We start from the raw sequence: 24,890 nt of genomic DNA, 5'->3' as shown, positions 1-24,890 counted from the left end.
TCCTCCCTTCGTCAGTGGCTCCATTCAAACACCCGTCAGGCGCGCTGCACCGCCCCCAGGGATGCGGGCAACCGGAAGCGCTCGCCGTAGCGGCCGGCCAGGGCCTCGGCGCGGCGCCGGAAGGCCTTCTCGCCACCCGGGTAACCGGCGACGAACTGCCGGACTCCCCCGGTCCATGCCGGGAAGCCCAGCGCGAACAGCGACCCGACGTTGGCCGCCGCATCGGAGTCGACGACCCCGTCGTCGAGCGCCTGCTGCGCCGCGATGACCTGGCTGAACAGCAGCCGGTCCTGCAGATCGCCGAACGGTACCTCCGGCTCGCGCACCGTGTTCCACTGCTCCCGCAGACCGTCCCAAAGCCGGGCCCGTTGGCCGTCGAGGTAGTCGTAGAAGCCGGCCCCGCCCGGCGCGCCGGGCCGGCCAAGGTCGAGCATCGTGCCCACAACCCCGTCGGCCGAGGTCTCATCGATGATCTCGCGCAGGGTCGCCAGGCCAAGTTCGTCGGCGGCCTGCAGCGGGGGCACCGCGTAACCGGCCTGGGTCGCGGCCTGTTCGATGACGGCCGGATCGATCCCGTCGGCCAGCATGCGGATCGCCTCGATCAGCTGCGCGGCGCGCACCCGCGTGGTGAACTCGTCGCCGACGACGCCGGCGAGGTCTTGCGGTTGTGAGCCTGCGCTCTGCACGGCCTGCACGTCGAAGAAGAACGCCTGCACCATGTTTCGGGCCACCGGGCTCTTGACCAGCGAGACGAAGTACCGCGATTCGATGAGCTGGGCGGTGTCGAAGTCGACCTGGGCGCCCTCCACGGCCGCGGCCAGGATCGCACGCGGCGCCGGCATGCGGTCGGTCCCGAGCCGCTTGTGCAGGTTCGCCGGGAACGCGGGGAGGTTCTGCGCGAACGCGGGCTCCGACGGTTCGCCGCCGGGGATGCGGTATCCCCGGACATCCCAGGGTTGGGTATGCGCATCGGGGTGGGCGGCAATCCACGCCTTGGCGGCCGGGACAAGTTCGTCGATGCCGCCGACGACGTCGTCGACAAGGCCGATCTCCTGGGCCGCGACCGGCTTCAGCCGGGCCCCGGACAGCAGCACCGCCGTCAGCGCCGGTTCGATGCCGAGCAGGCGCACCGTGCGCGCGACGCCGCCCGCGCCGGGGAGCACACCCAACTGCACCTCGGGCAGGCCCATCCGGTTGCCGGGTACGTCGGCGGCGATGCGGTGGTGGCAGGCCAGCGCGAGCTCGAGGCCCCCGCCGAGCGCGGCGCCGTTGATCGCCGCCACCACCGGCAGGCCGAGGGTCTCCAGGCGGCGCAGCTGTGCCTTGAGTCCGGTCGCCAGCGCCATGACGTCGGCGGGGTCGCTCGGCATCACCTGCTCGACGAGCACGTCGAGGTCCATGCCGGCCAGGAAGGTCTTCTTCGCCGAGGCGATCACCACCCCGGTGATGCCGTCGCGTTCGGCGTCGATGCGGTCCAGGGCCTGGTCGAGCGCCCCACGGAAGGCGTCGGTGATCGTGTTGGCGCCCGCCCCCGGGGCGTCCATCGTGAGGACAACGACGCCGTCGGCGTCCTGGGTCCAGTCAATCGCCATGGCGCTCACAGCCTCTCGATGATCGTTGCCACACCCATGCCGCCGGCGACGCACAGCGTGATCAGTCCGTAGCGCGCATCGCGGCGTTCGAGCTCGTCGAGCACGGTGCCCAGCAGCATTGCCCCGGTGGCGCCGAGCGGGTGCCCCATCGCGATGGCGCCGCCGTTGACGTTGTACTTCTCGTCGGGCACGCCGAAGTGACGTTGCACGTGCAGGGCGATCGCCGCGAAGGCCTCGTTCATCTCGAACACGTCGATGTCGTCGATGGTGAGCCCGGCCTGGGTCAGCGCCTTGTCCACGGCCGGCAGGGGCCCTTCGAACATGAGCACCGGGTCGGCTCCGCTGGTGGCGGCCGCCACGACGCGGCCACGCGGGGTCAGGTTCGAGGCCGCCCCGGCCTCCTCGGAGCCCACGAGCACCAGCGCGGCCCCGTCGACGATCCCGGAACTGTTGCCGCCGGTGTGGATGTGCTCGATGCGCTCGAGGTACGGGAACTTCTGCATCGCCACCGCATCGAAGCCGCCGGCTGCACCGATGGCGGCGAAGGCGGGTTTGAGTTTGGCCAGATCCGCCACGGTGGTTGCGGGCCGCATGTGCTCGTCCCGGTCCAGGATGATGATGCCGTTGATATCGCGTACGGGGACAACGGACTTGGTGAAGTAGCCGCCGGACCACGCCGCGGCGGCACGGTTCTGCGAGCGGATCGCGTAGGCGTCGACGTCGTCGCGGGTGAAACCGTTGATGGTGGCCAGGACGTCGCATGCGACACCCTGCGGGATGTAGTAGTTGTCGTAGGCCGTGGCCGGATCGTTGGCCATCGCCCCGCCGTCGCTGCCCATCGCGACCCGCGACATCGATTCGACGCCGCCGGCCAGGACGAGTTGGTCGAAGCCGGAGCGCACGCCCTTGGCCGCGACGTTGACCGCTTCCAGCCCGGAGCCGCAGAAGCGGTTGAGTTGCACACCTCCGACGGTGTCCGGAAGCTTGGCGAGATTGACCGCCGTGCGCGCGATGTCCGCGCCTTGATCACCGACGGGCATGACGACACCGAGCACCAGGTCGTCGATCCGGTCCTCGTCCAGATCGGGGTGACGCGAACGCAATTCGTCGATGAGTCCCACCACCAGCGAGATGGGTTTCACACCGTGCAGAGCGCCGGTGCTCTTCCCTTTGCCCCGCGGGGTCCGGATGGCGTCGTAGATGTAGGCCTGCGTGGTCATGTGCGGGTTCCTTTTCGCTGCGCTCACAGCGAGCGGCTGATGATTTCCTTCATGATTTCGCTGGTGCCGCCGTAGATCTTGTTGACGCGGGCACCGGCGTAGGCGCGGGCGATGGGGTACTCCATCATGTAGCCGTAGCCGCCAAAGAACTGCACGCACCGGTCGACGACGTCGACGCCCTTGTCGGCGGCGACGAGTTTGGCCATCGACGCGGTCGCCGGGTCGTTCTTGCCGTTGACGTACTCCTGGATGCAGTAGTCGACGGTGGTCTTGATGGACAGCACCTCGGCTTTCAGTTCGGCGAGTTCGAACTTGGTGTTCTGGAACTTGATCAGGGCCTTGCCGAACGCCTCGCGCTCCTTGGTGTAGCGCACCGACTCGATGACCGCCGCCTCGGCCATGCCGGCGCACGAGGAAGCGATGATCAGCCGCTCCCGCGCCAACTGCGACATGAGCTGATAGAAGCCCTGGCCCTCCTGCTCGCCGAGCAGGTTCGCCACCGGCACCCGCATGTCGGTGAAGAACAACTCCCGGGTGTCCTGGCCGTGCTGGCCGACCTTCTCCAGCACGCGACCGCGCTGGAATCCGACGAGATCAGAGTTCGTCTCGGCGACGATCAGCGACACTCCGCCCGCACCCTTGGTGCTGTCGGTCTTGGCGACGATGACCAGAAGATCACAGTGGGTTCCGTTGGAGATGAACGTCTTCGAGCCGTTGATCACGTAGTGGTCGCCGTCGCGGACCGCGGTGGTCTTGACCGCCTGCAGGTCGGATCCGGTGCCGGGTTCGGTCATCGCGATCGCGAGCACCTTGTCCCCGCTGATGATGCCGGGCATCCAGCGCTGCTTCTGTTCGTCGTTGGCGTAGGTGTTGATGTAGTGGGCCACGATCGGCGAGTGCACGAGCCAACCCGACGCCGAGTCCCCCGCCAGCACGAGTTCCTCGGCGATGACGGCGGACAGTCCGAAGTCGCCACCGATGCCGCCGAACTCCTCGGGCAGGTCGACGCCGAGCAGGCCGGCGTCGCCGAGCTTATTCCAGAACTCGCGATCCACCTGGTGCTGTTTGGCCCAGCGTTCCTGGTGCGGGGTGGACTCCTTGCGGAAGAACTCCGCTGCGTGCGTACGCAGCGCGCGGTGTTGGTCGGTTTCCCACGTGGCGCGGTAGTCGGGGAACAATTCAGACATCAGGTCACCTTCTGTAGTTCGGTTCTGTCGTTCGGGAGTTACTGCTGCACCGCGTTGAGCGGGATGTCCGCCTGCGCGGCAAGGGATTCGAGCTCTGCGGCGGTCTTGTCGGCGAACGCCGCGCGCAGGCCGTCGTGCGTGCCGTCGGCCGCGAAGGTCTCCAGAACACGGCTGAAGAAGTGCGGTTCGATGGCGCCGAGGGCGATGTACCCGTCGGCGCAGGGGTAGATGCCGTAGCCGGGGAACGCACCGCCGAGGATCGCGCCGTCGCCCATGAGGCGGTACCGCACGGCATCACCGGCGCGGGCGGCGGCTTCCTCGAGCACGACCCGGTGACTGCCGCCGCGGCCGGCGGCCCCCGCGGCGATCAGCGCGGCCAGCGCGGTGGACACCGCGCGCTCGGCGCCGAGCAGGTCCGCGATCGGCACCTTCGGCATCGCCGGCGGCGTCAACGTGCCGTGCACCGCCTGGTAGTTGAGGTCATGTCCGGGCACCTCGGCGGCAGCACCGTCGTGGCCGACGATCTCGATCAACGACAGCCGCGGGAAGTTCTCCTGCGGGCGCGCCAAACCCAGGCGGGCCAGGGCCGACGGACGCATCGAGGTGATGAGCAGGTCCGCCTCGGCGAGCAGGTCGTCGAGCTTGGCCCGGTCGGACTTGATGTCGAGGGCGACCACGGTCTGACGCTCGATGAGCTGGGCATACCAGTCGGGTGCGGCGGACGCGAGGGGGTCGCCGGTCGGCGGTTCCACCTTGGTGACGGTCGCCCCGAGTTCGGCGAGGCGCGCCGCGGCGAGTGGGCCCGGCAGGTTGATCGCCAGCGATACGACCCGCACCCCGGCCAGTGGCAATGACACTTCGCTTTCCGCCTTCCGTCTCGACATTACAAGTGTAACGTAAAATATTCAGATGTAACGCCGATTGGCCCCTCTGTACGCTAAGTGGGCCTTGACGGCCCGACACAGGAGGTGAGCGGTGGTGGACCCACGGGCGTCGAACGACGACCTCACGGCCCGGGCGCGGGTGCGCAACGCGGCCCTGGACCTGTTCGCCCGCGAGGGTGCGGACCGGGTTTCGCTGCGCGCGGTGGCCGCGCAGGCCGGCGTGACCCACGGCCTGGTGCAGCACCACTTCAAGTCCAAGGCCGGCTTGCGCGACGCGGTCGATCAGTTGGTCGTGGACTACTTCGAGGGCGCGCTGCGAGAGGCGGAGCCCGCCGACGACCCCGGCGAGCACGCGGCGGCCCGCGATGCGGCGGTCCGCCGCATGCTCGAAAAGAACCCTCCCGTCGTCGATTACGTGCGCCGCGCAGTCCTGTCCCCGTCGGGCGAGGGGGCACACCTGCTCGGCGTGCTGGTCGATCTGACCCATCGCGAAGTCGGCGCGCTGCGGGACGCGAATCTCGCCTCCTCCCAGCGCCGGATGTCCACGCAGGTGGTATCGGTCCTGCTGCGGCAGATGGGCGAGCTGTTGCTGAGCCCGATGGTGGACGCGGTGTGGCAGCGGGTCGCCGAGCCTGGCGAGGAAGAACGGCCGACGTTGACCATCCGCGTCGAGGATTAGGCACCCGCCAACCGCCATCGTGGCCAACGCCATAGCTTCGAGGTGAAGGCGTCCCAGATCACTGCCCGCGGGTGGGGCCGGTCACAACCAAGCCCTGCCGCGAACCTACGGACCAAGCGCCACCGCAGCTCGCTGCGCGCCCGCTGTGAACAGGGAGTTTCCCAAGGCCCAGCATCACCGCGACCCGACGGAACGCCACACGCTACAGCGTCGGGCACAATCCGTCGCACAGAGGGGGTCCGTGCTCCGCCGCTCGCACCGGATGGTAATGCGATGCGGGTCTTTGGCCGGATCGCCGGTAACGTCCGCTCCTCGTGAACAGATCTCAGCCGGCCCGGAGTCGGCGTCGCCGCTCCTCGGCCATTGCTGCGGTCATCGTGCCCACGGTCGCGATCCTGGTCGCCGGTGCCGGCACCGGGCCGGCCCCACGACGGGCTCGATGCCGGTCATGTCTGGTCACCCACGTGCTGCTACCGGTGATCACATTGCTGCGCAGAGGGTATGGCGTCCAGATCATCTGGAATGCACTGGTCTTGCGGGCCCACGGTTGGGGACATCGCCGAATCGCTGAGAACCTGGGGCTGCCGGCGAGCACGGTGCGTGGTTGGCTACGCCGAGCGGCCGGTCGGGTGGGCCCGTTGCGGGCGTGGTTCCTTCAGGTCGCGGTGCGCACTGGGGTCGACGTGGCAGTGCCAGACGGGTCCGGTTGCGGTTGGGGTGAGCTGGTGGCTGCGATCGTGACCGCTGCTGCGGCGATCGGTGCGCGGTTCGGCCCGACTGGGGTGCTGGGCGTGGTGAGGCCACCGCTGGTGATGGTGGCGGTCAGCGGTGGCCGGTTGTTGGCGCCGGGCTGGCTACCGCCGGCTCGACGGATCTGAGCAACACCAGTTGCCCCTGACGGCGGTGCGGTGTGATCGGTGATCCTCGCCAAGGCACTTGCCCGGCAATGGTTTCGGGTTGGGCCGTCAACGGTGTAAGGAGATGTGGCGGTGTCGTTGGAGGACCACAAACGTCGGGAACGTGCCCAGGCGATCGGGCTGTTTCGGTATCAGTTGATCTGCCCTGCCCTTGATGAGGGGTTGTCGACCAAGCAGCGCGGGAAACTTGTCCGCGAGATCGCTGAGCGCCGGCATATCGATCCGTTCGGCGCCCAGCTGCAGGTGGCGCGGGCGACGCTGGACCGTTGGATCCGCCGCTACCGGGCCGGCGGGTTCGAAGCATTGGTCCCGGAACCGCGGCGGTTGGGCACCCGTACCGACACCGCAGTGTTGGAGCTGGCGGTCTCACTGAAACGGGAGAACCCGGCCCGCACTGTGGCCCAGGTGGCCCGGATCCTGCGGACCGCGACCGGATGGGCGCCCTCGGAGTCGACCCTGTTGCGCCACTTCCACCGCTGTGAGGTGATGGGCCCGAGAGCCGGTCAACCCGCCGAGGTGTTCGGCCGGTTCGAAGCCGCTGACCCCAACGAACTGTGGGTCGGCGATGCCCTGCACGGCCCGCGGGTCGGGGACCGCAAGACCTACCTGTTCGCCTTCCTCGATGACCACAGCCGACTGGTGGTCGGGCACCGCTTCGGGTTCGCCGAAGACACTGTGCGCCTGGCGGCCGCCCTGAAGCCGGCGTTGGCCGCCCGCGGTGTTCCCGCCTCGATCTATGTCGACAACGGTTCGGCGTTCGTCGATGCCTGGTTGTTGCGGGCGTGCGCGAAACTCGGGATCCGGCTGGTCCATTCGGCACCGGGGCGCCCGCAAGGCCGCGGCAAGATCGAACGGTTCTTCCGCACCGTGCGCGAACAATTCCTCGTCGAGGTCACCGACACCACCGCCGAGGACCTCACCGCCGCCGGGGTCGATCACCGCGCGGCGTTGTTGGAGCTCAACCGGCTGTTCATGGCCTGGACCGAAACCGAATACCATCGCCGCGCCCACTCCGAAACCGGACAACCGCCGCTGACCCGGTGGGAGGACGGCTGGAACCGCTTCGCCGGGTTGCCCGCGTTGCCAACGGCCGCAGATCTGACCGAGGCGTTCTTGTGGTCGGAGTTTCGGGTGGTCACCAAGACCGCCACCGTGTCGCTGCATTCCAACACCTACCGGGTCGACCCCGCCCTGGCCGGACGCAGGGTGGAGTTGGTGTTCAGTCCTTTTGATCTGGAGACCATCGAGGTGCGCTACCGCGACCAGAGTTTCGGTGCCGCGATCGCGCACACCATCACCCGCCACGCACATCCGAAAGCCCGACCCGAAACCCACGATCCCACGCCACCAGCGGCCACCGGGATCGACTACCTGGCGTTGACCGCCGCCGCCCACCACGAGCAGCTACGCCAGGATGAACGCATCGGTTACCACGCCCTCTACGGCACCGACACCAACCAGATTCCCGGTCAACTGTCGATCGCCGACCTCGACCCTGACAACGAGGCTGATGAGGACGAGGTGCTGGCATGAGTATCGAACGGCTGCAATCGCATTGGGGTTTCAGCCGGATGCCGTTCGGGCGGAATCTGGCGCCGTCGATGCTGCACCGCCACCCCGGCCACAGTGAAGCGATCGCCCGCATCGACTGGTGTGTGAATCAGTGCGCCATCGGGGTCATCACCGCCGAAGTCGGTGGCGGCAAAACGGTGGCCATCCGGGCCGCCGCGACCGCCCTGGACCCCGCCCGACACGTCATCATCTACCTGGCCAACCCCACCATCGGAGTGCGCGGCATGCTCACCCACATCGTGGCCGCCCTCGGGCACACCCCGGTGTTTCACACCTCTCGACTGGCCCCTCAGGCCGCCGAAGCCCTGGCCGCTGAACACGCCGAACGCGGCCGCAACCCCGTACTGGTCGTCGACGAAGCCCATCTTCTCGACAATCATCAACTTGAAGCGATCCGGCTGCTGACCAACCACGACATGGACTCCGGGTCACCATTCGCGGTGGTGTTGGTCGGCCAACCCACCTTGCGCCACCGCCTGCGCCTCGGGGTTGACCGCGCTCACTGAAATTCCCCACTGACGCTCATCGAAATTCCCCACCCGTGTGGCTCCGCCGAGAAGGGCGGGCCTCCCTCGATGCTGCTGGTGTCTGACGCCAGTAGCTCCAGTCGAAGGAGGCCCGCTTTCTCATGCTCACATGGGAGGACGACATGGAAGTACACGCCCTACGAAAACGTGGTTGGTCGATCTCTGCGATTGCCCGTCACACCGGATTCGACCGCAAAACAGTCCGCAAGTATCTGGCCGGCGATGGCAAGCCCGGAGTGCGGGCCAGGTCGGGTCCGGATCCGTTCGACCCGTTCGTCGACTACGTGTCGGCCCGGCTGGTCGAGGACCCGCACTTGTGGGCCCGCACCCTTTACGACGAGCTCGAAGACCTAGGTTTCGGGCTGTCGTATCAGAGCCTGACCCGCAACATCCGCACCCGAGGTTTGCGGCCGGATTGCCAGGCTTGCCGCACCGCCACCGATCGGCCCAACGCCATCATCGCGCATCCGCCGGGTGAGGAAACCCAGTGGGACTGGCTGGAATTGCCCGATCCTCCCGAGTCGTGGGGTTGGGGCAAGAAGGCGTTCCTGTTGGTCGGATCGCTGGCACATTCTGGGAAATGGCGGGCAGTGCTCTCACCGTCGATGGATCAACCGCATCTGGTCGCCGCGATCGACAAGATTTGCCGCGGCCTGGGTGGACTGAGCAGGGTGTGGCGGTTCGACCGGATGGCCACCGTGTGTGATCCCGGCTCAGGTCGAGTCACTGCATCGTTTTCCGGGGTGGCCAAACATTACGGGGTGTCGGTGGCGATCTGCCCGCCGCGCCGCGGTAACCGCAAAGGTGTGGTCGAGAAGGTCAATCACACTGCCGCGCAACGCTGGTGGCGCACCCTGGCTGACGACATGACCGTCGAACAGGCCCAAGCCAGTGTGGATCGTTTCTCCCGTGTGCGCGGGGACACCCGCATTCGGGCCACCGTCGGCGGGCGATCCTCGGTGGCCGTGGTCGCCAAGGCCGAACCGCTGGCGCCGGTGCCGGCGGCGCCGTATCCGGTGATCGTATCGCAGTCCCGGACCGCCTCGCGCCAAGCGTTGGTGTCCTACCGCGGCAACCGGTACTCGGTGCCACCGGAGCTGGCTGCCGCGCAGGTGACGATCAGCCATCCAATCGGTGGCCAGTTCTGCGACATCGCCACCACGAGTGGGATCGTGATCGCGCGACACCGCATGGCTGCCGACGGGCTCGGTGTGATGGTCCGCGACAGCGGCCACATCATCGCCCTGGACACCGCGGCGATGGCCACCGCCAACCCCGGGCGACCGCACCGCCGCAAGGAACGCATCCCACCCGGCCCGGCCGCCAAAACCGCTGCCGCACAACTGCGTGCGCTCCGCGACACCACCGCCAATTCTGCCGAATCAACCACGCCATCAACCGATTCCACTGTCATCGACCTGTCCGTCTACGAGCGGGCCGCCCAGAAAAGGACCCTGCAATGACCCCCACCCCACGCACCCCGAAAACCACCACCGAGACACCGGCGGCCGCGGCAAGCCGCTATCAGCAACTGCGGTCGCACCTGGCCGAGCTTAAACTCACCGCTGCCGCCGAGGCCCTGCCCTCGGTGCTCGACCAGGCCACCGCCGAGGGCCTGTCGATCACGGTGGCCCTGGAGCGGCTGCTGGCCGCCGAAGTCGATGCCAGCACCGCCCGCCGCCTCGCTGGAAGATTGCGGTTCGCCAACCTGCCCACCCCCGCCACCCTCGCCGATTTCGATGTCGACGCCGCCGCCGGCATCGACCGCGCACTGATCGACGAACTGGGCACCTGCCGCTACCTCGAATCGGCAACCAACGTCCTACTGATCGGCCCGCCGGGCACAGGAAAAACGCACTTATCAGTTGGATTAGCAAGGGCCGCAGCACATGCCGGATACCGCACCTACTTCACTACCGCCGCCGACCTGGCCGCACGCTGCCACCGCGCCGCCATCGAGGGACGCTGGGCCACCACCATGCGGTTCTACGCCGGCCCAACACTGCTGGTGATCGACGAACTGGGCTACCTGCCACTACCAGCTGAGGCAGCCTCGGCGCTGTTTCAAGTCGTATCCCAACGCTATTTGAAGACCAGCATCGTCATCACCACCAACCGCGGGGTCGGCGCATGGGGCGAAGTACTCGGTGACACCACCGTCGCCGCCGCCATGCTCGACCGCCTCCTACACCGCTCCGTGGTCATCAACCTCGACGGCGAGTCCTACCGGCTACGCGACCACCACGCCGCCGCCGAAAGCCTCCGCCGAGCCGCCACCGGAACCCGTCATCCCCTACACTGACCGGTGCTCACAGGTGAGGAATTTCGGCGAGCACACCTGGGGACGTTCGATGAGCGCGATCAGGGTGCTGGCTGCCTTGGATCAGCGCATCGCGGTGCGCTACACCCTGCCCGGAATGAGTCCAGCCGACACCGCCGACTACATCAGCCATCACACCAAGATCGCCGGCCGCTCCGACACCCTGTTCGCCGACGACGCCGTCACGCTGATTCACAACGCCTCCCGCGGGCACCCCCGCGCCGTCAACAACCTCGCCCTGCACGCCTTGACCGCGGCGTTCGCAGCCAGCCATTCCATCGTCGGGGAGAAAGCCGCCCGCATCGCGATCAGCGAAACAGCCTCAGACTGACCGAGATTCCCACCACCACGACCACAACCGCATCACCTCGACGACGATCCCGTCACAGAGACCACCACGGCCCCGCTCACCACACCGAGCGGGGCCGTCCTCATCACCACGTCATCACCACCACCGATGACGCCGACGTGGTCACCGTCAATGACGCGCAACACCAGGACCCGGCACGAAGTGTCAGCGCCGGGCCCTGGCAACTTCAGGCGTCTCTTCAGGTGGCCGCGGGTCCGGCCGCACGCTGTTCGCGCCGGGCGCCCTTGAGACTGTGGCCCCGGCAGACGTCGAATGGATCCCACTCCGGTCCATGTTCGGGCAGCGCGGCCACGTCGGCGATGACCTCGCCGGCGTGGAAGGCACGGAAAAGGTCGCGACCGAGGATCTCGGAGGCACGCATCCTTTTCTCGCCCGCCGAGCTCCTGTCCCGGACCGACATCGCCGAACCTGCCCTGGAAAAGCTGCGTGAGAGCCGCATTCGGGAAGTCGTCGTCCTGGGTAGGCGGAGTCACCTGAACGCAGCGTTCGCCAATGCCGAACTGGAGGAGTTGGCGCACCTCACCGATGTCGACATCGTGGTCGATCCTGCCGACCTCGCCCAAGCAACAGAACATCTGGCGTCCGCGTCCGGACCCGTACGACGCAAGCACGCGGCGCTCACCGGCTTCGCCGACGGCGAGCGAGGCGGCGCATCTCGCCGCATCGTTCTCCGGTTCCTGTCCTCACCGCTGGAACTGTTGGGCACCGACCGCGTCGAGGCAATGCGGATCGGCCGCAACCATGCATCCTTCGACGAGGCAGGTTCCGAGCGCGCAGTTCCGACCGGTGTCGACGAGGTGCTCTCGACCGGACTCGTGCTGCGGTCGATCGGTTACCGCGGCGCGCCCATCCCCGGCCTGCCGTTCGACGATGCCAAGGGTGTCGTACCCAACCAGGATGGTCGTGTCACCGAGCGGGCCGGGACCTATGTCGCGGGCTGGATCAAACGGGGCCCGACCGGAATCATCGGGACGAACAAGAAGTGTGCAAGAGACACCGTACGGTCGCTGCTGCACGACGCCGACGCCGGCCGGATTCCGACAACGGGAACGCTCGATCGGGCTGCGTTCACGGCGCGAATCCACCAGTCCTGCAAGAACATCGTCGATATCGACGGTTGGCGGTCCATTGATGGCCACGAACGGGAAACGGGCGCAGCCACCGGCCGTCCTCGCGCCAAGCTCACCGAGGTTCCCGCGCTGCTCGACGCAGCGGTCGCTCCGCGCCGCGGCACCCGGGGCGCCAAGCGGTACGACGTCATCGTGGTCGGCTCCGGCCTCGGCGGTATGACGAGCGCCGCCTGCCTCGCCGCAAGTGGCAAGTCGGTGCTCGTGCTCGAACAGCACGAGATACTGGGTGGTTGCTCACAGACGTTCCGGCGCAAGGGCAGCTGGGAATTCGACTGCGGTGTCCACTACGTGGGTGGATGCGTACGCGGATCCGACGGAATGATCGCCACCATGCTGCGCGGCCTCGGCATCGAGGACCGCATCGAGTGGTCCCGGATGGACGACGACGGAATCGACACCGTCATGTTCCCTGACCATACTTTCCGGGTTCCGACGAACTGGGACGGTTTCGCCGACAACCTGGCCGAGGCATTCCCCGAGGACGCCAAGGGATTACGCGGCTGTGTGCGCGAATTGCAGCTCATCGGCGACGGTGCCGACCGGGTCAACGACGTACCGTACTCGTATCAGGTTCTGCTGCCGCTGGCCAAACGCCCGCTGGAAGCTGCCGCGATCATCCGAGGACTGCAGCAGCCGATCGGGCGCATGTTCGACCGGTACAAGCTCGGCCCCCATGCGCGAGCCGCGCTACTGTCACTGGTTCACCTCCACAACACCGCTCCGTCGCGGACACCGGCTCTTCTGGTGGCTGCACTACTGCGGGTCTTCTTCAAGGAGGGCGCCTTCTTCCCGACCCGCGGCGGCCAAGACCTGCCCGCGACGTCGAGTGCGGCGTTGCCGTTGCCGACAACAACCGCCCGCTCGACCCCGAAGTCCACGTCGAGATCTGCCTGGTCCGGGTGGCCGTTGTACCATCCCACCAGCCTGCGGGCCGGCAGGCTGCCGGCCAACTGTTCACCGGGAATCCCGAGGCTCTGGTCGTCGGAGGCGCCCACCGCATAGATGACGGCGTCGAACCATTCGGACAGTTCGTCGGCCGTGACGTCGGTGCCGATCTCGACGTTGCCGTGGAAGCGGAATTCCGGCCGGGTGGCCACCGATTCGAACAGGTGACACATCAGCTTTTTGTCTTGATGATCGGGGGCCACGCCGCCGCGCACCAATCCCCAGGGGGTCGACAACCGTTCGAACATGTCGACCTCGACCTTGCGGTCGCTCAGCGGGACGGTCCGACCATCGACGAAGGTTCCGCCTTCGATGCCGAGCAGGTGCGCTGCGGCATACATACCTGCGGGTCCTGACCCAACGATTGCGACCCGCAGCGCCCGACCGTCACTCATGATTCGCTGCCTCGAAATAATCGCGATTGAATCCGGTGTATGCGCTCCACCGTGCGGGAAGCCGACTCTCGTCGTACACGGCGTCGACGGGACAGGCATCGACGCACGCCCCGCACTCCAGACAGGATTCGGGATTGATGTAGAGCTGTTCGGCCCGGGCGAAGTCAGGATCGTCCGGGGTGGGATGAATGCAACCAGCCGGGCAGACCTCCAAGCAGGAGTAGTCCCCCACGCACGGCGCGGCGATTACGTAAGTCACAGTGGCCCTTCCTTCTGATGCGTTGAGCGACGTCAGTCAGCGTGACCGAGCAGGATGCCGAACGGCTTGGCCGTACGACCTGCGGATAAATCCAATTGCACGGTCTTGACCTCGGTGTAACCGTCGAGTGCGTTCGGGCCGAGTTCGCGACCCAGTCCACTCTGCTTGTAGCCGCCGAACGGTACTTGGCAGTTGATCTGGTGGGCGTCGTTGATCCACACGTTGCCGCTCTGGATGCGCGCCGCGATCGCCAGGGCCCGCGCATTGTCGGTCGACCAGATGCTCGCCGCCAGACCGTACTCACTGTCGTTGGCGATGGCGACGGCCTCGTCGTCGTCGTCGTAGGCGATCACCACCAGGACCGGACCGAAAACTTCCTCGCGTGCGATCGGCATATCGTCGCGAACGCCGGACAGGATGGTCGGCGAAACCCAGAACCCGCGCTCGAATCGTTCACCCTCGGGTTGATGTCCACCGAGTTCAATTGTGGCACCCGATGATTCGGCGTCACGGACATACTCGAGGATTCGCGCCTGCTGGTTGGCACCGATGACCGGACCCATGTCGGTGTCGAAATCACGAGTATCCCCCAGGACAATAGTCTTGGCCCGGGCGACCAGCCGCTCGACGAACTGATCATGGAGACGGGCGGGAACGAGCGCGCGGGTACCCGATACGCAAACCTGACCCGAGTACACGAAGCAACCGAAGAGCACGCCGTCGACCGCCATGTCCAGATCCGCGTCGTCCAGGACGATGGTCGGGCCCTTGCCGCCGAGTTCGAGTGTGACCTGCTTGACGGTCCCCGAAGCCAACCGCATGATCTCGCGGCCCACCTGAGTCGAGCCGGTGAACGCGATCTTGCCGATATCAGGGTGTCCGGCGAGATGGGCACCGGCGACTTGCCCTGTGCCGGTGACGACATTGAGTACGCCGGGGGGCAGACCGGCCCGTTCGGCGATCCTCGCGAACTCCAGCATCGACAACGGCGTCCGCTCGTCGGGCTTGACCACCACACTGTTGCCGGCCGCGAGTGCCGGGCCCACTTTCCACAGTGCCAGCAGCAGCGGAAAGTTGAAGGGAGCAATCGCGCCCACCACACCGATCGGCTCTCGATGCACCACGCTCTGGCTGAGGGCCGGGAATGTCGAGATGGGTGCAGCTCGCTGCCATTCATACGATTCGGCGAGATCTGCGAAGTATTCGAAATGGGCCAGCGCGTAGCCGATGTGGAAGCCCGTCGCCTGACGAATGGTGGCGCCGTTCGCGGACAACTCGAGTTCGATGAGTTCGTCGGCGACCGCCCGGGCTGCCGCGGCGATGCGCCGCATGACCAGCGCCCGCTCCTGCGGCGGTATGGCCGACCACACCCCACTCTCGAAGGTCTCTTTCGCCGCTGCGACGGCGGCGTCTACGTGTTCGATGCCGCCGATGGAAACCGTGGCCGCCACGGATCCATCGTTGGGATCGAGGATGGGGTGACGCTCGGAAGTATCGACGTCCCGGCCGCCGATTCGCATCGCATGGTGCCTGACTTCAACTGTTGTCATGCGGACTCCTTGACAGTCGTGACCCTCCGGACCCGCTGGTACAGCGGTCGAGATTCCTCCATGCAACCACGGCGTAACGCGATGGTCATTGGCCCGGAAGGGGCATCTTCCTGCCTCCGACGGGGCAGTGTCGGACAGGTCGGGTGCCGTCGCCACGCCGCCACCGGTCGTGGCAAATAGTCCCGCGCGGAGCATCGATTGCTCCCGCAGCGCCCTACCGTCAGGCGCCGACACCTCTCACGCTGTTCTCTGCAGTTCGAATCGGCCGGCATCGGTCGGAATCACAGAGGAGTAAAACATGGGAACCAAGGAACCGCTGTCCAGGATTCTGATCTTCGGCGCCAACGGACATATCGGAGGTCCGGCCGCCGCGGCCATCCGGCGCGACGCACCCGCGGTGTCGCTTCGACTGGTCACCCATCAGGCGGCGTCGGCGGAGACACTGCGAGGCAAGTTTCCCGAGGCAGAGGTGGTCGTCAGCAACTATCTGGACCTACCCGGTCTGATCGAGGCTTTCGACGGCGTCGACGGTGCCTTCGTCGTGACTCCCGACTTTCTGGACGAAGAGACCGCCATGACCAACATCGTCGCCGCCGCCCGGCATCACAACGAGCTACGTCATCTTGTCCGGCTTGTTGCGGATCCCATCGGAATGACGATCGAAAGGGTTCCGGCCACCCTCAAGACGTCGTTCGGCGGAGGTACCGCAGTCCAGCATCTTCGTGCCAAGCACATCCTGGACCGCAGTGGATTGCCGGTCACCTATATCAACAACGCGGCCTACTTCATGGACAACTTTCTCACCTGGTTCGCGGACCCGATTCAGCGATCCCGAAAACTGGTTGTCCCGCGTAACCGCCGCATGGGGTTCCTGGACCCCACCGATACCGGCGAGTGTGCCGCCGCGATCCTGTTGTCGGAGTCAGCGGGCCACATCGGGCAGATCTACCACCTCGACAACGGACACGACGTCATGCGCTTCGACGAGGTGGCCGAATTGGCCTCGAAGACACTGGGCGAGAAGATCGAGTTCGATGGCACCGACGAGGGCTTCGAGCAACACTGCGGGGACGCCGTACGGGCGTATTACGGCCGGCCCGACGCGGTCGAGTACTACCTGGCGTACTTCCAGTTCGATCAGGACAACGAGACGGTGTGGCGGAAATCGGACATAGTCCAGTTTCTCATCGGGCGCGCAGCGAAAACGCTCGAAAGGTGGTTCGCCGAGAACCGGGAGGCAGTCCTGGGGCTCGTGCCCGCCGGCCGTTGAACCCTCCGAGCCGTACGGCGCGGCCTTGACGGCGCTCCGTACCGGCTCGGACCATGTAGCCATGGCCACGCCGCACATCGCCGATGTCGAGGACTCGGCCGAAGAACTGCTGCGAGCCCTCGCCGTCGAGATGCTCGGAGAGGTCGAGCAGCTGGCGTCCGATATCGGCGACGCAGTCGCCCGGTTGGTCAGCGCTCCTGCAGCTCTTGATGATTCGTCCTATTCGGATGTGCTGCGGCGCTCGACGATCACCAATCTGGAGGCGTTCCTCTCCGGGCTGGCGTACGGCACCCATCCGAGTCCGCGGGACCCTCCGACGGGCGCGCTGGAACTGGTGGACCTCGTCGCCAGCGATGCGCAGGCGCTGCCGGTGCTGCTCCGCATCTACCGTATCGGCGCCGCCCAGACGTGGCGACATGTCGCGGAGCGACTCGGCAGAAGGATAAACGACGCAGCCGTACTCTCTGCGCTCGTTCTTCTCGCCAGCGAACGCCTGAACGACTACGCCGACCAAACCGTGCAGTGCCGACGGAAAAGTGGGACGAACGCCGCCTCGAAGCGTCGCAGCGGGGACTGCAGCGAGATGCACTTGTCCGGGCACTGATGCGCGGCGAAAGCATCGACGTCGAAGCTCTCCGTTACCCGTTCGAGCGGCATCACATCGCGTTCGCAACACCGTCCGGCGAAGGACGTGCAGAAACACGGCTCGGCGCTGCCCACGTTATGACGCAACGGCTTCCGCCCGCACCTTCCATCATCTTGACTGGGCACGCCGGCGCCGACACCGTGTGGTTGTCGTTCGAAACCCCACCCACCCGTGCCCAGATCTTCCAGTTGGCGGGAACATTGTCCGGGCACGTCGGTGTGTCGGCGACGGCTTCCGGTGTCGGAGGGTTCATCACGGTTGCCCATGAGGCTCGCGACACGTTGGAGGCTGCGATCAAACTGCACCCATCGGGTGGCGTCGAGACCTTTCACAGCCGCGCGCTCATCACCACGCTCCTGGCTTCGTCGCCCCGACGAGCGCGTCGATTCGCACAGGTGATGCTGGGCCCGCTGGCGCTCGACAGCCCGGAGGCGGAGCGCCTGCGTAGCACCCTGCGCGCTTATTACGCCTGCGGCGGAAGCAAGGTCGCCGCAAGTTCGACACTGCTCGTGCACGAGAAGACGGTGGCCTACCGGCTGAGACAGGCCAGCCGCCAACTGGGAGTTTCCATTGACGACCACCGCGTCGATACTGAGGCTGCGTTGTCGGTGTTGTCGGTAATGCGTTGACAGGTCAGTCGGCACGGCACGATCGGGGTATGTCCCACTGCAACCATCAGACCAAGACTGCTTCGACGGAGGATAATTCGGCCGTACCACTGACGACCCCGTCATCGATGTCGATTGCGACAGCATTCCGCTGCACGCCGACAACCCGAAGCCATCGAAATAGCCCGCGCCGTGCGGCGCGGACTCGCAGACAACGGCATCACCGTCCGCTCGGGACCGCGCCAACCGCCGCCGACCGATAGCGGCACGGATTCCTAGAAAAAGCCGCTACCGCTGCCGGGCAGCAGCGCCAGTGTGTCCTTGAACATGGCCCGCGCCGCGCCGACCGGGCTGGACCGGCCACCGGAGACGGTGATCTCGCCGGCATCCCCACAACTGAAAGTCACCGCCTTTTCCGGGCCCCGCAGAACACCGAACGGCAACTGGGAGCTGTCGAATTCGCGTAGTGACACCTCGACCACTCCGGGGTTTTCGAGGCGCGCAGCGGCGACATGCCGTACTACTGCGCCATGTCGCCGCGCACGGACGGCCCGGCCTGCGGTGGACTGATCGATGGTCTCCAGAGCACCGTCACAGTCGGCCGGGTCCCACTGCCATAAAAGCGCGGTGAGTAGTCGCAGCTTCGTCGCCGCGTCTGCACCGGACAGGTCCGCCGATGGGTCGGCTTCGGCGATCCCCTTGCGCTGTGCCACCTTTACGGCTGCCGCCAACGTCTCGCCTTCGGCGAGGGTATCCAAGACGAAGGTAGCTGTCCCGTTGAGACATCCGCGTACCTCGTCGACGTCGAAGCCGCGCAGCACCGTGCGCGCGAAATCGCCTGCGGGCAGGGCAGCGCCGGTGGCTCCCGAGATCCGAATTGCGCGACTCGCCCTCCTCGCGGCGGTCTGCAGCTCGCTCCATCCGGACAGCAACGGTGATTTGGTGGCGGTGACCAGGTGTGCACCATGGGTCAGCACCGCAAGCGCGTCCGACAGCGCAGCCTTGGCACGGTGCGCATCTGAGGGTACGGCCTGCACCGCCACCCGTGGCCGAATTGTGGCGAGGGCGTCGGTCAGCGACGCGCGCGGCTGCCAATCCTCTTGCGGCGACGGTGGTCCGGTGGCGCCGACTCCGAGCATGAGTTCGCGCGAACTGGTGCGGATCCCGGCTATGTGGAGATCGCAGCCATATCGTTCGCGAACGAGCTCACGGTTCTCGCGGACCAGCCGAGCGTAATGTCGACCCACCGGGCCATAGCCGAGGAGAAGTATCGGCACTGCTGGAATGCAGGCACGGGCCGGATCAGCCGTGCCGGCCGACTCTTGTGACCGGTGCGAATCAGTGTGCGATCGTCCCATAGTGCGCCTCCGCTCCGGCCAGAATCAAAACTCTGGATGGGACTACCTTAAGTACGTCAGGCACCCGATCTCGTGGCCGATTCGCGGATTGCCGCTCAGCGGTTGACGACGGCGGGTGGCTTCGCCACTTGCAGAAGACGCTTCGCGCGTTCGCTTCGCCGTGGAATCAGCGGGGCCTGCACTCGCGCCGGTTCCGCGATGGCCGGTAAAGCCGCGGATGCAATGCGGATGCGAGCGGCGAGACCACGCAAGACGGTTTCAGCGTCACTACCGACAAACCCGTTGACCCACGCCCACAGCGAGGCTGAGAGCCCTGGCGGTATGGCGGTGTCGCTGGAGGTGAACCGTCGCAACAGCTCGATGATCGATTCCCGGTACTCCCCGGCCCCGATCCGTATGCACAGACGCATCCGCGTTGCCTCGTCGAGAATGACGTCGGCTGCGTCCAGTAGAGCCCACACGAAGGTGAACTCCTCGGCTCGATTCATGGCTACATTCCTCCTGTTGGGCTGACGGTCGGAAGGGACGCCGTCGGGGCGTCCTCGTCGACTGGGCCGGGACGAGCCGCCGCCGACCCCTGCGCATTCCTCGCACGCCCGATACCGGTGCCATCGAGGTCATCGAGGATGGCTTCCTGGGCGGCTGGCGGCAGCGTGTGCAGGATCTCGCGCACGCGGGCCTGCCGACGCGCCACACCCTGGCGTTCGGGCATACCCGGGGTCGCCGAGAGCTGCGGGGGCACACCCTCGATCTCCTCGACACCACCGTCGTGCTGGCCCTGCTCAAGCATGGCCGCCTCGGCGGCCGCGGTGGCCTCGTCCTTCTCCTCCGACATACCGATCGGCCCGATGCGCCGACCGTTGAGGAACTGCTTGACCACCGGCTCCTCCGAGGTCAGCAGAACCTCGCGGGGGCCGAACATGACCAGCTTCTTGCGGAACAGCATGCCGATGTTGTCGGGCACCGTGCGGGCGATGTTGATGTTGTGCGTCACGATCAGCACCGTCGCGTCGATCTGGGCGTTGATATCGATCAGCAACTGCGACAGGTAAGCGGTACGCACCGGGTCCAGACCGGAGTCCGGCTCGTCGCACAGGATGATCTTCGGGTCCAACACCAGGGCGCGGGCCAGGCCGGCGCGCTTGCGCATACCGCCGGAGATCTCACCGGGGAACTTGTGCCCGTCATTGGGCATACCGACCAGGTCCAGCTTCTCCATCACGATGGAGCGGATCTCGGACTCGGACTTCTTGGTGTGCTCACGCAGCGGGAAGGCGGTGTTGTCATAGATGTTCATCGACCCGAACAGCGCGCCGTCCTGGAACAACACACCGAACAGGGTCCGGATCTCGTAGAGCTCCTTGGCCGAGCACTCCAGGATGTTGGTGCCATCGATCACGATCGAGCCGCGCTCGGGGCGCAACAGGCCGATCAGCGACTTCAGAAACACCGACTTACCCGTACCCGACGGGCCCAGCAGCACGCTGACCTCACCGGCGGGAACGGTCAGTGTGACGTCTTTCCAGATCTTCGACGACCCGAACGACTTATTCAGGTTGGTCACGTCGATTTGGACGCCCATAGATCAGATCCTTTCTGCAGAACTCGGTTCGAGACCCATCACACGCAGCCGCTTGCACATGGGCTGGTCGGGACGAAATCGTCTGGTGACGGTGCAGCGGGATCAGCGGGTGGTTGATTCTGGGTCAGGTCGACGCTGTGCTCCAAGTGCGGGGCGATCGGGACAAAACTGCAGAAGAACGAGAACGCCAGCGTGCAAGGGTCTTCCACAGGATCGGCAACCGCCGGCGACGCGGCGGAAACCCCGATGACGGCGAAGACAGTTACTGCTGAGCAGATTCGTCGAAGAACTGGATATACCGCCCGCATCATCTGCTCCCTATCCGATCGACATGGCCAGGTCACCCGAGAGGGCGCCGAGTTGCTGCGACCAGGAACCCCAGTCGTGCTGACCACCGGCCGGGAAGTCGAAGTGCCCGTTACGCCCGCCGATCGAGCGGTAGTGCGAATAGAAGGTGCGGTTGCTGCCCTGCGCCTGCGCGCAGTCGTTGATCATCGCCACCGGATCGCTGCACGTCGTGGTCTGCGGGCTGAAGATCCACAGCCGGGTGTTGTTGTCCACCAACAGCTGGGCGTGTACGTCGGGGTCGTGCCACTTCCACCGGCCGAACTGCACCGGGCCCCACATGTTGTGCGTATCGACCCCACCGAACTGCGCCATCCCGGCGGTGATCGCGCCGTTCTCGTAGGTGCGCGACGGGGTCAGGAACCCCGACAGCGAACCCGCGTAGCGGAACCGGTCGGGATGGAAGGTAGCCAGCATCAACGCGCCGGTGCCGCCCTGCGAAGCGCCCACGACACCGTGTCCGCCGGGCGCCAGTCCCTTGTTGGCCGCCAGCCAGTTGGGCAACTCGGTGGCCAGGAAGGTCTCCCACTGCCTGCTGCCGTCCTGCTCCCAGTTGGTGTACAGGCTCCATGCCCCACCGGCCGGGGCGACCACCGAGATGCCCTTACCGGCCAGGGTGTTCATCGCGTTGCCCGCGGTCACCCAGTTGCTGACACCGGGGCCCGCGTTGAACGCGTCGAGCAGGTACACCGCATGGGGGCCGCCGGCCTGGAAGGACACCGGGATATCGCGGCCCATGGCCGCCGAAGGAACCATCAGCTGCTCGACCCCGTCGGCTATGGCCACCGCGGCGTTCCACAGCGAAATCGCCAGCACCACGGTCAACGCCACGCGCAAAGCTGCTATCGGATAACCCATGTCGAAATCCTCCCGACGGCATGTGTGGGCACGCCCGTGGTGTTGCAATCATCGAGAGCGATCCTCATCCGGTCATCCCCGGTCGGTACCCGGCCGCCGATTCCCGAAGCCGCGTGATCTGCGCAGGGCGTAGTTCGTTGGCAGCTTGACTGAGCAGGTAGCCGGCCTGGTATTCGTCCGAGGATCCGAAATCGCGCCCCACGTCGCCGACGATGACGCCATATGAGTCACCGCGCGCAATCCTGTCGCAAATGTCGTATCCGTATCGCACTGCTCTATCGGCATTCTCAACGGAGTAGCCTGGGCGAACCGTCACGTTCACCAAGTACGCTGAGGGGGACCCGTTTGGTGGTCCACTCGTTATGCGACTTGGGGTTGGTGGGTCGTGGCCCACTGTAGAGCGAACTCGGTCGGGGTGAGTTCACCGTGGGCGGAGTGGGGTCGGTTGGCGTTGTAGTCGATCCTCCAGTCTTCGATGATCACGCGGGCTTCGCGTAGGGAGTCGAAGCGCCAGGAGTTGAGCAGTTCGTCGCGCAGGCGACCGTTGAATGATTCGATGAAGGCGTTCTGCCAGGGCGAGCCGGGATCAATGAAAAGTGAACCAGCACTGTTGAATCGGCACCAATCGCTCACGGCGTGGGCGACGAACTCAGGACCGTTGTCGAAACGCACGTACCGCGGCGCCCCGTGGGTCAGCGCCAGGCGATCCAGCACGTCGACGACGCCGTCGGCGTTGATGGCGCGGTCGACCTCGATCGCGAGTGCTTGGCGGGTGAACTCGTCGATGACGTTGAGCATCTTGATGGTGCGGCCATCGGCGGTGGTGTCGAACTGGAAGTCCATCGCCCAGATGACGTTGGGGCGGATCGGTGACATCGCGCCGACGGCGACGCCGATACCGGTGAGACGCTTTTTGCGGCGCCGCTGCGGAACCCGAAGGCCCTCTGCGCGCCACAGTCGACGGATGCGCTTGTTGTTGACCTGCCAGCCGGCGCGGCGGGCCATCTTGGCCGCCCGTCGCCACCCCCAGCGTGGCCGGTCAGTGGAGAACTTGCGCAGCCAGGCCCGCAACTCGGCTTCCTCGGTGGTCACCGGCGCCGGGGTCAGGCGCATTGTGGACCGGTGGATGCCCACGACGGTGCAGGCGCGGCGTTCGGACACCCCGAACCGCTCACGCAGCGCCGCTACGGCGCTGCGCTTGCGGTTCGGGGTCAAAAGTTTCCCGCCGAAATCTCCTTGAGCATGTCGATGTCGAGAGCCTGATTGGCGACCAGCTTCTTGAGCCGGGCGTTCTCGGCCTCGAGCTCTTTGAGCCGTTTGGCCTCGTTGGCCTTCATGCCGCCGTACTGGGCTACCCAGCGATGCCAGGTCGATTCGGCGATCTCCAGGTGCCGACACACCTCAGCGAGCTCCTGGCCGCTCCCGAGCAGCTTGTTGCCCTCGGCCAGCTTGCGGATGATCTGATCCGGCGTATGCCGCCGGCGCTTGTTCGATGCCATGTCGTTGTCGATTCTTCCTTGCCCGCAGACCGGGCAACAGAGTCGCACAACGACTGGACCACTACGAGGGGCTCACCTCAACGCGACCGTGTCCGCGCCGGCAGGGGCGATGCCCGCGACGCTCAGACACGTTATCGTTGCCAGGCACGTCACGGCACCGTAAGTCATCCGGCGGCCGAGAGCTGCTGCAGCCAGACAAGTTCCAGAGTTCCGGCTCACATTTTCACCACCTAGTGGTCGATGTCACTCTCACCAATGGAACCAGTCACTGTCGGCCGAAGCCAGACCCAATCAGTACTGTTTTGCTCTCTCGATCGGGATACGCGTTCGACGTCGCGGCCCTGGCAAGCACACGTCGCGTTTGGCATTCGTGGCCCGGACCAAGTAGCTCGCGTAACCGCTCCCGAGCACGCCAGGACCTCGACATCACAGTTCCGGCAGGAATATTCAGTATCGCTGCAGTCTCGGCATATGTATAGCCGAGGACGTTGGCGTAGTAGACCGCCTCGCGCACGCCCTCGGGTAAGGAGCTCATCGCTTCTCGAAGAGCGTCGTCTCCGACACGTTTGAGGGCTTCGGTTTCTGCGGACTCGCATATTGGTAGTTCCAGAGCATCCCAGTCGCCCAGTACTTCGGCGGAGATCTCGATCGGCCGTCGAGCGGTTCTTCGATGCGAATTCGCCCATCGGTTGTGCATTATTCGGAACAGCCACGCGCTGAGGTTGGTCCCCTCCGTGAACGTATGGAACCCCACGAAGGCATGCATCAACGTTTCCTGCAGAAGATCCTCTGCGTCACAACGCGTTCGCGTCAGTCGTCGCGAATGACGAGCCAGCGCCGCGAGAAACGGTCCCACATCTGCGGCGAATCGGGCCGAGGCGGCGTCCGCCGACACGTTCACACCACCCGGCTCCATCATCGTGGTAACTCGTCAACGACAGCGCGTGGCTTTACCGACTGACTCGTCACACCTACTACTCCCTTTCGGACGGCACGGCGCCTCCACGAAACTTCGAGCGCCGCATGTCGTCCGCGGTTCTGGCCGCCGTCAACCCGCTCAGCGACACACTGATTCGTACCAGCGAAGGCGGCGCCACGACCAATGATCGGGCGTCAGCCTGAGGCCACCCAACGCTGAATTCTGACACGCCGCCGAGGCGACCGCTGTCCCCGGCGC

The 24,890-nt window shown here is 66.1% G+C and carries 23 protein-coding genes and 3 pseudogenes; 12 read left to right on the top strand and 14 right to left on the bottom strand.

Annotation, left to right across the window (positions count from 1 at the left end; all coding sequences use genetic code 11):
• Positions 1–35 precede the first annotated feature (35 nt).
• The 4 genes from EL338_RS10945 to EL338_RS10930 are packed head-to-tail and all read right to left on the bottom strand — an operon-like array spanning position 36 to position 4,856.
• Positions 36–1,592 carry an enoyl-CoA hydratase-related protein gene (locus EL338_RS10945; RefSeq protein ID WP_126333773.1) on the bottom strand — a complete coding sequence of 519 codons (1,557 nt, stop codon included), beginning with the start codon at positions 1,590–1,592 and terminating at the stop codon, positions 36–38.
• A gap of 5 nt (positions 1,593–1,597) precedes the next feature.
• Complete coding sequence (locus EL338_RS10940) at positions 1,598–2,812, bottom strand: acetyl-CoA C-acetyltransferase (protein WP_126333772.1); 1,215 nt, start codon at positions 2,810–2,812, stop codon at positions 1,598–1,600.
• 23 nt (positions 2,813–2,835) lie between these two features.
• Positions 2,836–3,999, bottom strand: coding sequence for an acyl-CoA dehydrogenase family protein (locus tag EL338_RS10935; RefSeq protein WP_126333771.1), 1,164 nt, complete (start codon positions 3,997–3,999; stop codon positions 2,836–2,838).
• 38 nt (positions 4,000–4,037) lie between these two features.
• Positions 4,038–4,856: a CoA transferase gene (locus EL338_RS10930; protein ID WP_235666440.1), complete on the bottom strand. Its 819-nt coding sequence runs from the start codon at positions 4,854–4,856 to the stop codon at positions 4,038–4,040.
• Between the two features lie 118 nt (positions 4,857–4,974).
• Here EL338_RS10930 and EL338_RS10925 point away from each other — a divergent pair, with 118 nt between their 5' ends.
• From EL338_RS10925 to EL338_RS26835, 9 genes and pseudogenes are all read left to right on the top strand, one after another.
• Positions 4,975–5,562, top strand: coding sequence for a TetR/AcrR family transcriptional regulator (locus EL338_RS10925; RefSeq protein WP_126333769.1), 588 nt, complete (start codon positions 4,975–4,977; stop codon positions 5,560–5,562).
• Positions 5,563–5,876: 314 nt separating this feature from the next.
• Positions 5,877–6,140, top strand: a pseudogene (locus tag EL338_RS26840) (hypothetical protein); the annotation flags it as partial.
• 147 nt (positions 6,141–6,287) lie between these two features.
• Positions 6,288–6,440: a hypothetical protein gene (locus EL338_RS26515; RefSeq protein WP_235666585.1), complete on the top strand. Its 153-nt coding sequence runs from the start codon at positions 6,288–6,290 to the stop codon at positions 6,438–6,440.
• 111 nt (positions 6,441–6,551) lie between these two features.
• Positions 6,552–8,012, top strand: a complete 1,461-nt coding sequence (locus tag EL338_RS10915) for a DDE-type integrase/transposase/recombinase (RefSeq protein WP_126333767.1) — start codon at positions 6,552–6,554, stop codon at positions 8,010–8,012.
• Positions 8,009–8,542, top strand: a pseudogene (locus EL338_RS10910) (ExeA family protein); the annotation flags it as partial. The gene EL338_RS10915 and the pseudogene EL338_RS10910, both read left to right, overlap by 4 nt.
• Before the next feature lie 137 nt (positions 8,543–8,679).
• Positions 8,680–10,041, top strand: a complete 1,362-nt coding sequence (locus EL338_RS10905; protein ID WP_085130821.1) for a Mu transposase domain-containing protein — start codon at positions 8,680–8,682, stop codon at positions 10,039–10,041.
• Positions 10,038–10,880, top strand: a complete 843-nt coding sequence (gene istB, locus EL338_RS10900; protein WP_126333766.1) for an IS21-like element helper ATPase IstB — start codon at positions 10,038–10,040, stop codon at positions 10,878–10,880. Before EL338_RS10905 ends, istB begins: the two co-directional genes overlap by 4 nt.
• 49 nt (positions 10,881–10,929) lie before the next feature.
• Positions 10,930–11,229, top strand: coding sequence for a hypothetical protein (locus EL338_RS10895; protein WP_435404901.1), 300 nt, complete (start codon positions 10,930–10,932; stop codon positions 11,227–11,229).
• 338 nt (positions 11,230–11,567) lie between these two features.
• A pseudogene (locus EL338_RS26835) lies at positions 11,568–13,154 on the top strand (FAD-dependent oxidoreductase); the annotation flags it as partial.
• Here EL338_RS26835 and EL338_RS26505 read toward each other — a convergent pair.
• Genes EL338_RS26505 through EL338_RS10880 form a run of 3 tightly spaced genes read right to left on the bottom strand, consistent with a single transcriptional unit; the run spans position 13,100 to position 15,547 of the window.
• Positions 13,100–13,684: a ferredoxin--NADP reductase domain-containing protein gene (locus tag EL338_RS26505; RefSeq protein ID WP_235666438.1), complete on the bottom strand. Its 585-nt coding sequence runs from the start codon at positions 13,682–13,684 to the stop codon at positions 13,100–13,102. The pseudogene EL338_RS26835 and the gene EL338_RS26505 overlap by 55 nt on opposite strands.
• Positions 13,685–13,730: 46 nt before the next feature.
• Positions 13,731–13,970 (bottom strand): 4Fe-4S dicluster domain-containing protein, encoded by a 240-nt coding sequence (locus EL338_RS10885; protein WP_235666505.1) that lies wholly within the window; start codon positions 13,968–13,970, stop codon positions 13,731–13,733.
• Between the two features lie 59 nt (positions 13,971–14,029).
• Positions 14,030–15,547 carry an aldehyde dehydrogenase family protein gene (locus EL338_RS10880; RefSeq protein WP_126336799.1) on the bottom strand — a complete coding sequence of 506 codons (1,518 nt, stop codon included), beginning with the start codon at positions 15,545–15,547 and terminating at the stop codon, positions 14,030–14,032.
• Positions 15,548–15,845: 298 nt separating this feature from the next.
• Between EL338_RS10880 and EL338_RS10875 the strand changes: the two genes are divergently transcribed.
• From EL338_RS10875 to EL338_RS10865, 3 genes are all read left to right on the top strand, one after another.
• Complete coding sequence (locus EL338_RS10875; protein WP_126333764.1) at positions 15,846–16,817, top strand: SDR family oxidoreductase; 972 nt, start codon at positions 15,846–15,848, stop codon at positions 16,815–16,817.
• A 61-nt stretch (positions 16,818–16,878) separates the two neighbouring features.
• On the top strand, positions 16,879–17,421 hold the full coding sequence (locus tag EL338_RS10870) for an RsbRD N-terminal domain-containing protein (protein WP_126333763.1): 543 nt from the start codon (positions 16,879–16,881) through the stop codon (positions 17,419–17,421).
• Entirely contained in the window at positions 17,421–18,092 is a 672-nt protein-coding gene (locus tag EL338_RS10865) for a PucR family transcriptional regulator (protein WP_126333762.1), read from the top strand. The genes EL338_RS10870 and EL338_RS10865 overlap by 1 nt, the downstream gene beginning before the upstream one ends.
• 254 nt (positions 18,093–18,346) lie before the next feature.
• On the opposite strand, the gene EL338_RS10860 is transcribed toward EL338_RS10865, so the two are convergent.
• The 7 genes from EL338_RS10860 to EL338_RS10820 all read right to left on the bottom strand — a co-directional run bounded on the left by EL338_RS10860 (position 18,347) and on the right by EL338_RS10820 (position 24,632).
• Positions 18,347–19,348 (bottom strand): homoserine dehydrogenase family protein, encoded by a 1,002-nt coding sequence (locus EL338_RS10860; protein ID WP_197721925.1) that lies wholly within the window; start codon positions 19,346–19,348, stop codon positions 18,347–18,349.
• Between the two features lie 176 nt (positions 19,349–19,524).
• Positions 19,525–19,917: a hypothetical protein gene (locus EL338_RS10855; protein ID WP_126333760.1), complete on the bottom strand. Its 393-nt coding sequence runs from the start codon at positions 19,915–19,917 to the stop codon at positions 19,525–19,527.
• 2 nt (positions 19,918–19,919) lie between these two features.
• Complete coding sequence (locus EL338_RS10850; protein ID WP_126333759.1) at positions 19,920–21,011, bottom strand: ABC transporter ATP-binding protein; 1,092 nt, start codon at positions 21,009–21,011, stop codon at positions 19,920–19,922.
• A gap of 318 nt (positions 21,012–21,329) precedes the next feature.
• Positions 21,330–22,214: an esterase family protein gene (locus tag EL338_RS10840; protein ID WP_126333758.1), complete on the bottom strand. Its 885-nt coding sequence runs from the start codon at positions 22,212–22,214 to the stop codon at positions 21,330–21,332.
• Between the two features lie 64 nt (positions 22,215–22,278).
• Positions 22,279–22,485 (bottom strand): DUF732 domain-containing protein, encoded by a 207-nt coding sequence (locus tag EL338_RS26500; protein ID WP_235666504.1) that lies wholly within the window; start codon positions 22,483–22,485, stop codon positions 22,279–22,281.
• An 89-nt stretch (positions 22,486–22,574) separates the two neighbouring features.
• Positions 22,575–23,713, bottom strand: a protein-coding gene (locus EL338_RS10830; RefSeq protein ID WP_085980696.1) for an IS3 family transposase whose coding sequence is annotated in 2 segments (ribosomal slippage) — positions 22,575–23,443 and positions 23,443–23,713 — 1,140 coding nt in all. Because the reading frame shifts where the segments join, the coding sequence is not laid out codon by codon here.
• A gap of 265 nt (positions 23,714–23,978) precedes the next feature.
• Positions 23,979–24,632 (bottom strand): sigma-70 family RNA polymerase sigma factor, encoded by a 654-nt coding sequence (locus tag EL338_RS10820; protein WP_126333756.1) that lies wholly within the window; start codon positions 24,630–24,632, stop codon positions 23,979–23,981.
• Between the last annotated feature and the right edge of the window lie 258 nt (positions 24,633–24,890).

The organism is Mycolicibacterium chitae (assembly GCF_900637205.1).
Classification (GTDB): domain Bacteria; phylum Actinomycetota; class Actinomycetes; order Mycobacteriales; family Mycobacteriaceae; genus Mycobacterium; species Mycobacterium chitae.
This window is presented reverse-complemented; position numbering and strand designations above follow the sequence as displayed.